Source organism: Streptomyces sp. NPDC004539 (genome assembly GCF_040610055.1).
Classification (GTDB): domain Bacteria; phylum Actinomycetota; class Actinomycetes; order Streptomycetales; family Streptomycetaceae; genus Streptomyces.
Map to the genome: position 1 here is coordinate 138,514 of NZ_JBEXLS010000015.1, position 12,138 is coordinate 150,651.

At 72.7% G+C, this 12,138-nt stretch carries 9 protein-coding genes; 8 read left to right on the forward strand and 1 reads right to left on the reverse strand.

Going from position 1 to position 12,138, the window contains the following annotated elements; translation table 11 throughout:
• Window positions 1-103 precede the first annotated feature (103 nt).
• From ABZX85_RS28765 to ABZX85_RS28795, 7 genes are all read left to right on the forward strand, one after another.
• A complete protein-coding gene (locus ABZX85_RS28765) occupies window positions 104-1,780 on the forward strand; it encodes an FAD-dependent oxidoreductase (protein WP_355874497.1) in 1,677 nt (558 codons plus the stop codon).
• Window positions 1,777-3,219 (forward strand): ATP-binding protein, encoded by a 1,443-nt coding sequence (locus tag ABZX85_RS28770; protein ID WP_355874500.1) that lies wholly within the window; start codon window positions 1,777-1,779, stop codon window positions 3,217-3,219. Before ABZX85_RS28765 ends, ABZX85_RS28770 begins: the two co-directional genes overlap by 4 nt.
• On the forward strand, window positions 3,216-3,569 hold the full coding sequence (locus tag ABZX85_RS28775; protein ID WP_355874502.1) for a UBP-type zinc finger domain-containing protein: 354 nt from the start codon (window positions 3,216-3,218) through the stop codon (window positions 3,567-3,569). Before ABZX85_RS28770 ends, ABZX85_RS28775 begins: the two co-directional genes overlap by 4 nt.
• 127 nt (window positions 3,570-3,696) lie before the next feature.
• Window positions 3,697-4,899 (forward strand): serine hydrolase domain-containing protein, encoded by a 1,203-nt coding sequence (locus ABZX85_RS28780; RefSeq protein WP_355874504.1) that lies wholly within the window; start codon window positions 3,697-3,699, stop codon window positions 4,897-4,899.
• 68 nt (window positions 4,900-4,967) lie between these two features.
• A complete protein-coding gene (locus ABZX85_RS28785; protein ID WP_355874506.1) occupies window positions 4,968-6,362 on the forward strand; it encodes a CAP domain-containing protein in 1,395 nt (464 codons plus the stop codon).
• A gap of 154 nt (window positions 6,363-6,516) precedes the next feature.
• Window positions 6,517-8,109, forward strand: coding sequence for a serine/threonine-protein kinase (locus ABZX85_RS28790; protein WP_355874509.1), 1,593 nt, complete (start codon window positions 6,517-6,519; stop codon window positions 8,107-8,109).
• 170 nt (window positions 8,110-8,279) lie between these two features.
• Window positions 8,280-9,287 carry a hypothetical protein gene (locus tag ABZX85_RS28795; RefSeq protein WP_355874738.1) on the forward strand — a complete coding sequence of 336 codons (1,008 nt, stop codon included), beginning with the start codon at window positions 8,280-8,282 and terminating at the stop codon, window positions 9,285-9,287.
• A 22-nt stretch (window positions 9,288-9,309) separates the two neighbouring features.
• On the opposite strand, the gene ABZX85_RS28800 is transcribed toward ABZX85_RS28795, so the two are convergent.
• A complete protein-coding gene (locus ABZX85_RS28800) occupies window positions 9,310-10,293 on the reverse strand; it encodes an aldo/keto reductase (RefSeq protein ID WP_355874511.1) in 984 nt (327 codons plus the stop codon).
• Window positions 10,294-10,420: 127 nt separating this feature from the next.
• Between ABZX85_RS28800 and ABZX85_RS28805 the strand changes: the two genes are divergently transcribed.
• Entirely contained in the window at window positions 10,421-12,103 is a 1,683-nt protein-coding gene (locus ABZX85_RS28805) for a cholesterol oxidase substrate-binding domain-containing protein (RefSeq protein ID WP_355874514.1), read from the forward strand.
• Window positions 12,104-12,138 lie beyond the last annotated feature (35 nt).

A 12,138-nucleotide genomic window follows, 5' to 3' on the forward strand; every position in this document is an offset into this window, starting at 1 on the left:
CGGCTGCCCGCGAGGCCGAGCGATCGTCGTCCTTCGACCCTACGATGGCCGCAGTCGACGAGGGCGGCATGCCCTGGACCTGACCGCACGGGGTGGGAGACGTATGACACAGGCCGCCGAGACGGCGCGGACCGTCATCCTGACCGTGGACGACGACCCGGGGGTCTCCCGAGCCGTCGCCCGCGATCTGAGGCGCCGCTACGGCGCGGGGCACCGCATCGTGCGCGCCGAGTCGGGGGAGACGGCGCTGGAGGCGCTGCGGGAGCTGAAGCTGCGCGGCGACCTGGTGGCGGTGATCCTGGCCGACTACCGGATGCCGCAGATGAACGGCATCGAGTTCCTGGAGCAGGCCCTGGACGTGTATCCGGGGGCCCGCCGGGTGCTGCTGACGGCGTACGCGGACACGAACGCGGCGATCGACGCGATCAACGTCGTCGATCTGGACCACTACCTGCTGAAGCCGTGGGACCCGCCGGAGGAGAAGCTCTACCCGGTCCTGGACGATCTGCTGGAGGCGTGGCGGCGCAGCGACCACCGGCCGGTGCCGACGACGAAGGTGGTGGGGCACCGCTGGTCGGCGCGCTCCTCGGAGGTGCGGGAGTTCCTGGCCCGCAACCAGGTGCCCTACCGCTGGTACTCCTCGGACGAGCCGGAGGGCCGCCGGCTGCTGGCGGCGGCGGGCGCGGACGGGGAGCGGCTGCCGCTGGTGATCACGGCGGAGGGGACGCCCCTGGTCGAGCCGGGCGACGCGGAGCTGGCGGCGCGCGTGGGTCTCGCGACGACTCCGACGGCCGACTTCTACGACCTGGTGGTGATCGGCGGCGGTCCGGCGGGGCTCGGGTCGGCTGTGTACGGGGCGTCGGAGGGGCTGCGGACGGTCCTCGTGGAGCGGTCGGCGACCGGCGGGCAGGCGGGTCAGAGTTCGCGGATCGAGAACTACCTGGGCTTCCCCGACGGGGTGTCGGGCGGTCAGCTCACCGAGCGGGCTCGGCGGCAGGCGGCGAAGTTCGGGGCGGAGATCCTCACCGCGCGGGAGGTGACGGGCCTCGATGTGAGCGGTTCCGCGCGGGTGGTGCGGTTCGCGGACGGGTCGTCGGTCGCCGCGCACAGCGTGATCCTCGCGACGGGGGTGTCGTACCGGCAGCTGGAGTGCCCGGGGGCGGGGGAGCTGACCGGGCGCGGGGTGTTCTACGGGTCGGCGCTGACGGAGGCGCCGTCCTGCCAGGGGCACGACGTGTACATCGTGGGCGGCGCGAACTCGGCCGGGCAGGCGGCGATGTACCTGGCCAAGGGCGCGAAGTCGGTGACGCTGCTGGTGCGCGGGCCGGACCTGTCGGCGTCGATGTCGCACTACCTGATCCAGCAGATCGAGCAGGCGCCGAACATCTCGGTGCGCCCGCACACGGTCGTCGAGTCGGCGCACGGCGCGGACCACCTGGAGCAGCTGACTCTCCGGGACACCGCGAGCGGGGCGAGCGAACTGGTCGACGCGCAGTGGCTGTTCGTGTTCATCGGGGCGGCGCCGCTGACGGACTGGCTGGACGAGGCGGTGCTGCGGGACGGGCGCGGGTTCATCCTGGCCGGTCCCGATCTGACGCCGGAGGGGCTGCCCCCGGCGGGCTGGGAGCTGGACCGGCCGCCGTACCACCTGGAGACCAGCGTCCCGGGCGTGTTCGTCGCGGGTGACGCGCGCGCGGAGTCCGCGAAGCGGGTCGCGTCCGCCGTAGGAGAGGGAGCCATGGCCGTGATGCTCGTCCACCGATACCTGGAGCAGTCGTGAGCGGTGTCGTCCTGCCCTGCGACCCGGCGGAGATCGGGTCGCTGTTCCTGTTCGAGAAGCTGGCGCCGGAGCAGCTGGGGAGGCTGTGCGCGGCGGGCCGGGTGGAGAAGTTCGAGCCCGGTCCGGTGTACGGCGAGGGCGAGCCGGCGACCTGTTTCTACGTGATGATCGAGGGCACCGTCGTGCTGTCGCGGCGGGTCGGCGGGGACGACGTGGAGGTCAACCGGACCTCGCAGCGCGGTGTGTACTCGGGGTCGATGCAGGCGTTCCTCGGGGACCGGGTGCCCCAGGTGTACGCGGGGTCGATGCGGGTGACCGAGCCGTCCCGGTTCTTCGTGATGCCGGCCGAGGCGTTCTCGGTGATGATGCAGGACTGGTTCCCGATGGCCGTGCACCTCCTGGAGGGCATGTTCTTCGGTTCGCGCAACACGCAGCGCACGGTCGCCCAGCGCGAACGCCTGCTGGCCCTCGGCTCGTTGTCGGCGGGGCTGACGCACGAGCTGAACAACCCGGCCGCCGCGGCGGTGCGGGCCACGGCGTCGTTGCGGGAGCGGGTGGCGAAGATGCGGCACAAGCTCGCCATCATCGCTTCGGGACCGTACGACCGGGAGGCGCTGACCCGGCTGATCGAGATCCAGGAGCGGACGGCCGAGCGGGTGGGCAAGGCGCCCGCGCTGAGCCCGCTGGAGGCGTCCGACCGGGAGGATGTGGTCGCCGACTGGCTCGACGAGCACGGGGTGGCCGGGGGCTGGCAGCTCGCGCCGACGTTCGTGCAGGCCGGGCTGGACACGGACTGGCTGGAGCAGGTCGCCGGGGCCGTCGGCGAGGAGATCCTGCCGGGGGCGGTCGGCTGGCTGAACTACACGGTCGAGACCGAGCTGCTGATGTCCGAGATCGAGGACTCCACCACCCGCATCTCGCACCTGGTCGACGCCGCCAAGCAGTATTCCCAGCTCGACCGCGCCCCCTTCCGCGACGTCGACGTCCACGAACTCCTCGACAGCACCCTCCTCATGCTCTCCGGCAAGCTCGGCAAACAGATCACCGTCGTCAAGGAGTACGACCGGACACTCCCGGAAGTTCCCGCATACCCGGCGGAACTCAACCAGGTGTGGACGAACCTCATCGACAACGCCGTCCACGCGATGGGCGGCGAGGGCACCCTGACGATCCGTACGGCGCGGGAGGGCGAGCAGTTGCTCGTGGAGTTCCGCGACACCGGTTCCGGGGTGCCCGCCGACATCCGCGACCGCATCTTCGACCCGTTCTTCACGACCAAGCCGGTCGGCGAGGGCACGGGCCTGGGGCTGGACATCTCGTGGCGGATCGTCGTCAACAAGCACCACGGCAGCCTCCAGGTGGAGTCCGTCCCCGGGGACACCCGCTTCCAGGTGCTGCTGCCGCTGACCGCACCGCTCCCGGAGGAGGACCCCTCATGACCGAACTCGCCGGTGTCGACCCGAGTGTGCCGCCCAGCGGCCCGGGGTGCGTGGACTGCGACGCTGCGGGCGGGTGGTGGTTCCACCTGCGGCGCTGTACGCAGTGCGGGCACGTCGGCTGCTGCGACTCCTCGCCGGGGCAGCACGCGACAGGGCACTACCAGGCCACCGGGCATCCGGTGGTGCGCAGTTACGAGCCCGGGGAGGGCTGGTTCTGGGACTACGCGCGCGACGAGCTGCACGAGACGGGGCCCGCGCTGGCGCCGCCCCTGAACCACCCGGAGGGCCAGGCGGCGCCGGGTCCCGAGGGGCGGGTTCCGGCGGACTGGGCGCGCTCCCTGCACCGGTAGGACAAATCCCGCGCGCGGGTCATCGGTTTCCGCGTCTCACACGGCGATACTGAGGCACGTCAGCGACGCACGGTCACGTTTTCGTGACCGTGCGTCGGCCGTGCAGAGGTGAGACAGCGGAGGAAACTTGACGCGCGTGAGGTGGAGAGGGCTCGCCGGCGGAGCGCTCACGGGAGCCGTGTTCCTGTCCCTGCTCAACGGCCCCGCGCACGCCGCGGCGGCCCCCGTACCCGACATGACCGCACTGCGCGGCGTCCTCAAGGCCGCGCAGCAGCAGGGGGCGCCGGGGGCGCTGGCCCGGATCGACGACCACGGCACGGTCCGTCAGGTCACCGTGGGCGTCGCGGACCGCTCGACGGGACGGGCGCTCAGTACGGCCGACCGGTTCCGGATCGGGAGCGTCACGAAGGTGTTCTCGGCGGTCGTCCTGCTGCAACTGGTCGACGAGCGCAAGCTGCGCCTCGACGCCCCCGTCAACCAGTACCTGCCGAACCTGCTGCCGGACAACCGGATCACCGTCCGGCACGTCCTGAGCCACCGCAGCGGACTGTACGACTACAGCAACGACATGTTCGCCAGTTCCGTCTCCGGATTCGAGGCGGTCCGCACGAAAGTCTTCACCTACCGGCAACTCGTGGCCCGTTCCCTGAGCCACGCGCGGACCACGAAACCGGGCGGCCCCTACCGGTACTCCAACACGAACTTCGTGGTCGCCGGAATGCTCATCGAGAAGCTCACCGGGCACTCGGTGGCGACGGAGTACCAGAAACGCGTCATCAAGCCGCTGAAGCTGAACGACACCGTGTACGTCCACCCCGGCACCGCGATCCCGGGCCGCCACACACGCGGGTACCTCACCACCGGCAAGGCGAGCGCTCCCTACGTCGACGCGACCCGGCAGACCGTCTCCTGGGCGCAGAGCGCGGGCGCGATGATCTCCAGCGCGAAGGACCTCGACACGTTCCTGTCGGCCCTGATGCGCGGCAAGCTGATGTCGGCGGCGCAGCTCGCGCAGATGCAGAAGTGGGTCCCGGCCGGCACCTCCCAGGCGTACGGCCTCGGCCTGCGCCGCCGCACCCTCTCCTGCGGCGTCTCGGTCTACGGCCACACGGGCGCCGTCCAGGGCTACTACAGCTACGCGTTCACCACCAAGGACGGCCGCCGCAGCCTCGCCGCCCTCGCCAACGCCTCCAACAGCTCGCGCGTGCACAACACGATGCTCCGCACACTGGAGTCGGCGTTCTGCGGCAAGCGCGCACAGTCCCGCATCTCCCCCGCACCGGTCGAGGAGCGGTACGACGACCTCGCGCCGGACGTCGCGCTGGACTGACCGGCGGGAACCGTGACGCGGGGCCGTCCGTTGTCGGAGCAGTACGGAGCGACAGCGGGGCGGCACGGATGAGCGAACTGGTACCCGGGGGCAACACGGCCCTCCCGAGCGGCGCGTGGACCTTCCGGGTACCGGGCCCCTTCGACGTCAGCGCCCTGATCACGGACGACGGCGGGAAGGTCCGCGGCGACGCGGACTTCGTGTTCTTCAACCAGCCGGCGGTCCCCGGGGCCCGGCTCCACGGGGACGCGCTGACCCTGGACCCGGCGGCCCTGCGGCGCGGGGCCACGCGCGTGACGCTCGTGGTGAGCCCCGCGGACCCGGGCGCCGCGCTGGCCCGGCTCCCCTCCCCCACCCTCCAGGTCACCGACCCCCGGGGCCGTGTCCTGGCCCGCTTCACCCCGGCGCCCGTGCGCGAGGAGACGGTGCTGCTGCTCGCGGAGGTCTACCGCAGGGCGGGCGCCTGGAAGGTGCGGGCGCTGGGCCAGGGGTACGCGGACGGACTGGCGGGCCTGGCGCGGGACTTCGGGGTGGACGTCGAGGAGGAGACCCCGGCGGGGACCACGGCCGTCGGGGCGCCCGGACACGCGGCGGCGCCCTCCCGGGGCGCCCACGGACCCCGGCAGGGCGCCGGTGCCGCGCCCGGCCGCCCGGCCCGCCACCACCCCTCCCTGGGCCACCCCTCAGCCTCCCCCGCCTCCTCCGACCCCGACGGCTTCCTCGCCCTCGTCAACCCCGCCCGCGCGCGGGCCGGTTCACCGCCCGTCGCACTCGACCCCCGGCTCACCTCCGCCGCCCACGCGCACGCCGCCGCGATGGCCGCCGCCGGGCAGCTCGGCGTGGAGGGGCGGGACGGCGTCTCGGTGTTCCAGCGGATCACCGCCGCCGGGTTCACGTACCTCGCCGTCGGCGAGCACCTCGTCTCCGGGCCCCGCACGCACGCCGAGTTCGTCGAGTACTGCCTCGGCGCCGAGCAGCCCCGCCGTACGCTCCAGGACCCGGCGTTCACGCACGCGGGGGTGGCGCGGGCGGGCGCGTACTGGACGGCGCTGTGGGCGAGCCCGCTCACCGCGGCGGGCCTGGACCGCGCGGAGGCCGAGGTGCTCGAACTGACCAACCGGGAGCGGGCGAAGGCACGGCTGCGGCCCCTCGCTCCCGACGGGCCGCTGGCCCGCGCGGCGCGCGCGTACTGCGTCGACATGGCGGCCCGGGCATTCTATTCGCACACCTCCCCGGAGGGCACCCAGCCCTGGGACCGGGCAGCGGCGGCGGGGTCCGCGAAACGGTCGATCGGGGAGAACATCGCCTGCGGCCAGCGGTCCCCCGCCGAGGTCGTCGAAGGCTGGATGAACAGTCCGGGACATCGGGCCAACATCCTGAAGGCGGATTTCACGCACCTCGGTGTCGGCTTCGCGGGCGGCGGCCCCTCGGGGACGTACTGGACGCAGCTATTCGGCGCCTGAATCCGCTTTTCTCGCACATACGTTTCCCCGCGCGCGGCGCCGCTTTTGAATGAAAGACAGATTCGCCCCGGAAATCGCGGTTCCTTTGAACGCTTCGCGCCCCGCGCGCCGTACCACTGGGAAAGGGAGAGAGACTCCGGGGGTTCAGCGAGGGATGACCATGGTCAAGGCGCACGTCTCCACGCACGAGTTGATCGCCGGCAGATACCTCCTCCTCGACGTCGTCCAACGGGAGACGAACCGCGTCAGCTGGTACGGGCAGGACGCGGAGGACGGAAGGCCCTGCCTGGTCACGCGGATCGGGCTGCCGGAGGGCACGGCCGAGGAGGACGGGCGGCACGCCGCGCAGGGAGTGCGGCGCATGGCGGCGACGATGACCCGGCTGTGCCCGGGGCGGATCGCGGCGGTGCTGGACACGGTCGCGGAGGACGGCTCGCTGTGGACGGTCACCGAGTGGATCGACGGACTGCCGCTCGGCCAGCTCATCGACCAGCAGGGCTCGTTCCACCCCGCGCGGGCGGCGGCGATCGCCCTGGAGGTGCTGGACGTCCTGGAGGCGGCGCACGGCGAGGGCATCACGCACGGCGAGCTGAGTCCGGGCCAGATCTTCGTCCGGGACCGCGGCCCCGTCGTCCTCACCGGGTTCGGCCTGGTCGGCGCGACGCTCGCGCCCCGGGTCGCAGCCCCGTCGTACGCCTCGCCGGAGCAGGCCCGCGACGAGCGGATCGGCCCCGCTGCGGACCTGTGGGCGCTCGGCGCGATCCTGTACACGCTGCTGGAGGGGCGGCCCCCGTTCCGGGACCGGGACCGGCCCGACGCCACCCTGCGGGGCGTGGACCGGCTCCCGCTGCGCGCGCCCGTGCGGGCCGGTCCGCTCGCCGGGACCGTCCAGGGCCTGCTGCGCAAGGACTCCCGGGAGCGGCTGACGCGGACGGTCCTGCGCCAGTCCCTGACCCGGACCCTCGACGAGAACCCGCACCTCACCCCGGCGCCCCGGCTGCGGCGCGCCTACGCCATGCTGCACGGCGCACCGCAGTGGCGGGGGCGGGCGATGGCCGCGGGGACGGCGCTCGCGGTCGTCACGGTCGCCGTCGCGGCGCTGGCGGCGACGCACCAGCTGCCGGGGACGGAGGACGCCGGGACGGACGCGCAGGCCCGGCCGTCGGCCACCGCGGCGGCTCCGCCTGACAACGAAGTCGAGCAGAGCGCCCCTCCCGCGCCCTCCCCTACACCCACGCCGTCCGCCACGTCGGCGCCCGCGTCACCGACGCCCTCCCCCGCTCCCACCGCCGAGTTCACGGTCTACCGCGCGCCCGAGGGCTTCTCCATCGCGCTGCCCAAGGGGTGGAAGCGGATCGAGACCTCCAAGCAGGGCGATCTGGCGTACCGGGTGACGTTCGGGGCCGAGGGCGACGACCGGACGCTCGCCGTCACCTACAGCACACAGCTCGGTTCCGACCCGGTCGAGGTGTGGCGGGACACCGTCGAGCCGGAGCTGCGGCAGGCGGGCGGGTTCCGGCGGATCGGGGAGATCCGGGCGACGACGTACCAAGGATTCAAGGCGGCCGACATGGAGTGGGTCGTGAAGGAGGCGGACGGCAAGGCGCTGCGCACCTTCGGGCGGGGGTTCCTGACCGGCGGCCACTCCGGGTTCTCGCTGCGGTGGACGACGCCCGAGGCGGAGTGGGAGAGACCGGCCAACGTCGAGGCGCTCAAGACGTTCTTCAAGACGTTCAAGCCCAACTGAGCCGCCCTTCCGGCCTGATCGAGCGAACGTTTCAGCCGAGTGGGGCCCGGCCGCGCGGGTCTTGCCAAAGGCGCATCAACGGGTCGATATAGGCTGCCGGTCTGCATGTTCGTATGCCCGGCAGTTCTTTTGAGGAGTCTTCCGTGACCCTGGCGATCGACCCGTCCGAGATGCCCGCCGAGGTGGAGTTCGCCCCGCTCGCCGACGCCGTGGTGCGGGACGCGCGGGAGTTCGGCGCGTACGCGCGGACCGGTGGTTGGGCCTTCGGGCTGAAGGTGGCGCGCAGTGTGCGGCCCGGCGGCCAGGCCGCGGGCGAGAGCGACAAGGTGTCGGCGAAGGAGTTCGCCGAGCTCGCCGAGTGCTCCCCCGAGCGCGTGATGCGCTACTACAAGGCGTGGGACCGGGCCGCCGACGACGGTCTCGTCCCCCAGTTCGAGGAGCTGGAGCCGGGACAGGACGTCCAGCTCCCGGAGGCGGACGTCTGGCTGAGCTACTACGTCTCCCGCTCCAGCGCCACCTCCGAGCGCGGCGCCGCGATCTCGGAGGCGGCCGAGGCGGAGGGCATCCGGCCGACGAAGGCCCTGGAGGTCGCCGAGAACCCGACCGCCCTGCGCGCCGCGATCCTCGCCGACCCGTCCACCGCGCGGGCCGCCCGCGCCGCTCTCCTGGACCGCATCAAGGAGGACCCGACGCTCCAGGCCGAGCTGGCCCGGGACGTCGTGCGCACCGACGACCTGAAGAAGGCCGTCGCGACGGAGAGCCGCTCCGCCGACCGCATCGGGTACGTCCGGCAGATCGCCGAGTCCGGTCAGGTGAAGACCCCGGCCGGGCAGACGATCGACGCGCCGAAGTCGCTGCGCGAGGAGGCCGAGCGGCATCTGTCGCTGATCGACGAACTCAACGAGGACGAGGACGCCGGTGAGTGGGCGTCCGAGGCGTACGACACGATGAAGAACCTCGTCGTGGAGACCGTCGAGGCCGATCCCGAACTGCGGGTCCAGGAGCGGCGCACGAAGTTCTACAGCAGCCTCCAGCGGGCCACGAAGGTGTTCGAGGAGCTGACCTTCGACGACGCGCAGGACTTCTACGAGGACGACATGGTCAAGCAGCTGGAGGAGTTGCAGGAGGCGATCGGAAGCTGCATCGCCTCCCTGCGCACGGCCCGCGGCGCGGAGTAGCGCCTTTCGGGAAAGGGGGCCGCTACCAGCGGTTCTCGACCTGGTCCTTGATCCGGCGGTCGTACAGGTCGCGGATCGAGGCCAGGGTGGCGGCGTCCAGTTCGGGCAGGTCCGCGGCGCTCGCGTTGGCGCGGGCCTGTCCGGGGGTGCGGGCGCCGGGGATGACGGTGGTGACGCCGGGCTGCTGGAGAATCCAGCGCAGGGCGAGCTGGGCGGGGGTGACGCCCTCGGGGGCGAGGCCCGCGAACTCGACGGCCGCCTCGACGCCGGTCGCGTAGTCGACGCCGGAGAAGGTCTCGCCCTGGTCGAACGCCTCGCCGTGCCGGTTGTAGGTGCGGTGGTCGTTGGCCGGGAAGACGGTGTCCTTCGTGTACTTCCCGGAGAGCAGGCCGGAGGCGAGCGGTACGCGCGCGATGATCGCGACGCCGGCCTTCTCGGCGGCCGGGAGGACCTCGGCGAGGGGCTTGAGGCGGAACGGGTTGAGGATGATCTGGACGCTGGCGACGCCGGGGCGGGCGATCGCGGTGAGCGCCTCGGCGCAGGTCTCGACGCTGACGCCGTAGTGGGCGATGCGCTCCTCCGCGACGAGGGTGTCGAGGGCGTCGAAGACCTCGTCGCTGGAGTAGACGGGGGTGGGCGGGCAGTGCAGCTGGACCAGGTCGAGGCGGTCGACGCCCAGGTTGCGGCGTGAACGGTCGTTCCAGGCGCGGAAGTTGTCGAGGACGTAGTTCTCGGGGAGCTGTTCGACGCGGCGGCCCATCTTGGTGGCGACGAAGACGTCGAGTTCCGGGCGGGCGCGCAGGAACGTCGCGATGGTCTGCTCGCTGAGGCCGTCGCCGTAGACGTCGGCGGTGTCGAGGAAGGTGACGCCGGACTCGACGGCGGCGTCCAGGACCGCGAGGGCCTCCTTCTCGTCGACGTCGCCCCAGTCGGCGCCGAGCTGCCAGGTGCCGAGGCCGATGACGGATGCGGACAGGTCGGTGCGGGTGAATGCGCGCTGCTCCATGGGCGCAGTCTGTCATCAGGGCCGGTCGGGGCGGAAATGGGAGCGACACACGGTCCCGTGTCACTCGTCCGGGTGATCTGTTCGGCCAGACGGCCGATATACGGACGTATGCGCCTACCGTGATCTTGTGACTGATCGCCTCGTTCCCTCGGGGAACCTCCCCAGCCGCCGCGGGTTCCTCGGCGGTGCCGCCGCCGCTCTGGTGCTGCTGGCCGCCGATCCGGCCGCCGCCGCCTCGGAGCTGCCCGGTTTCCCGTCCGGCGTGGAGGTCCGCCGCTCCGCGTACCGCAACTGGGACGGCACGATCGTCGCCGTCGGCCTGTGGGCCTGCGTCCCGGCGACCCCGGCGCAGGCGGTGGCCGCCGTCAACTGGGCGCACGCGCGGGGCTGGACGGTCCGCCCGCGGGGCGCCTCGCACGGCTGGGCCCCGCTGACGCTGGCCGAGGACACCCCGGCGGACGCGCGGGTCCTGCTCCTCGACACCTCCCGCTTCACGGCCCTCGCCCTGGACTCCCCCACCGCCGTCCGCGCCGGCACGGGCGTCCGTATGGAGGCGCTGCTGGGCTTCCTGGAGGGGCACGGCCTCGGGGTGACGGCCGCGCCCGCGCCGGGCGATCTGACGTTGGGCGGGGTCCTCGCGGTCGACGGGCACGGGACGGCCGTCCCCGCGACCGGCGAGGCGCGGCTGCCGGGGCAGACGTACGGCTCGCTGAGCAACCGGGTGCTGGAGCTGACGGCGGTCGTGTGGGACGGGGAGGCGTACGCGCTGCGGACGTTCCGGCGGGACGAGGCGGACTGCGCGGCGCTGCTCACGCATCTCGGGCGGTCGCTGGTCGTCGAGGCGGTGCTGCGAGTGGGGGCGAACAGCAGTCTGCGGTGTGTGAGCCGGACGGACGTCCCGGCGCGGGAGCTGTTCGGGGCGAGCGGGCGGACGTTCGCGAGTTTCGTGGACTCCGCCGGGCGGGTGGAGGCGATCTGGTTCGCGTTCACCGAGTTCCCGTGGCTGAAGACGTGGAGCGTGGAGCCGGTCAAGCCGCTGCTGTCCCGGCGGGTCCACGCGCCGTACAACTACCCCTTCTCCGACACCCTGCCCACGCCGGTCGCCGATCTCGCCGGGCGGCTCGTCGCGGACGCGGCCTGGTATCTGGCGCCGGTGCTGGGCAACGCGCATCTCGACGCGGCGGTGCTGGGGCTCACGGCGACGTTCTCCGCGGATCTGTGGGGGCCGTCGAAGAACACGCTGCTGTACGTCAGGCCGACGACCCTGCGGGTCCACGCGAACGGGTACGCGATCCTCACGTCACGCCCTCAGGTCCAGCGCGTCGTGCGGGAGTTCGCGGACTTCTACCGACGTCAGCTAGACGCGTACGCCGCTCAGGGGAAGTTCCCGGTCAACGGCGCCGTCGAGATCCGCGTGACCGGTCTCGACGACCCGGCCGAGGCCGAACACGCGGGCGCCCGGGCGCCGTTGATCTCCGCGCTGAGTCCGGTATCCGGCCGGCCCGAGTGGGACACGGCCGTCTGGCTGGACATCCTGACCCTGCCGGGCACTCCGCACGCCGAGGAGTTCTACCGCGAGCTGGAGCGGTTCCTGCTGGCGTCGTTCGACGGGACGGACGCGCTGGCGCGGGTCGAGTGGTCCAAGGGCTGGGGGTACACGGACACATCGGCGTGGGCCGACCCGGAGGTGCTGGGGACGGCCGTGCCGGAGTCGTACGGGGCGGCGTGGGCGGAGGCGGCCGGGGTGCTGGATCGGCTCGATCCGCACGGGGTGTTCAGAGCGCCGCTGCACGACCGGCTGTTCGGCTGACCCGACCCGGCGAGCCCATCCCGACCGGCCCATCC

Excerpts from the sequence above, each read along its gene's own strand:
- ABZX85_RS28765 (WP_355874497.1), top strand. The coding sequence starts at position 104 with ATGACACAGGCCGCCGAGACGGCGCGGACCGTCATCCTGACCGTGGAC.
- ABZX85_RS28775 (WP_355874502.1), top strand. The coding sequence starts at position 3,216 with ATGACCGAACTCGCCGGTGTCGACCCGAGTGTGCCGCCCAGCGGCCCG.
- ABZX85_RS28785 (WP_355874506.1), top strand. The coding sequence starts at position 4,968 with ATGAGCGAACTGGTACCCGGGGGCAACACGGCCCTCCCGAGCGGCGCG.
- ABZX85_RS28790 (WP_355874509.1), top strand. The coding sequence starts at position 6,517 with ATGACCATGGTCAAGGCGCACGTCTCCACGCACGAGTTGATCGCCGGC.
- ABZX85_RS28795 (WP_355874738.1), top strand. The coding sequence starts at position 8,280 with ATGCCCGCCGAGGTGGAGTTCGCCCCGCTCGCCGACGCCGTGGTGCGG.
- ABZX85_RS28800 (WP_355874511.1), bottom strand. The coding sequence starts at position 10,293 with ATGGAGCAGCGCGCATTCACCCGCACCGACCTGTCCGCATCCGTCATC.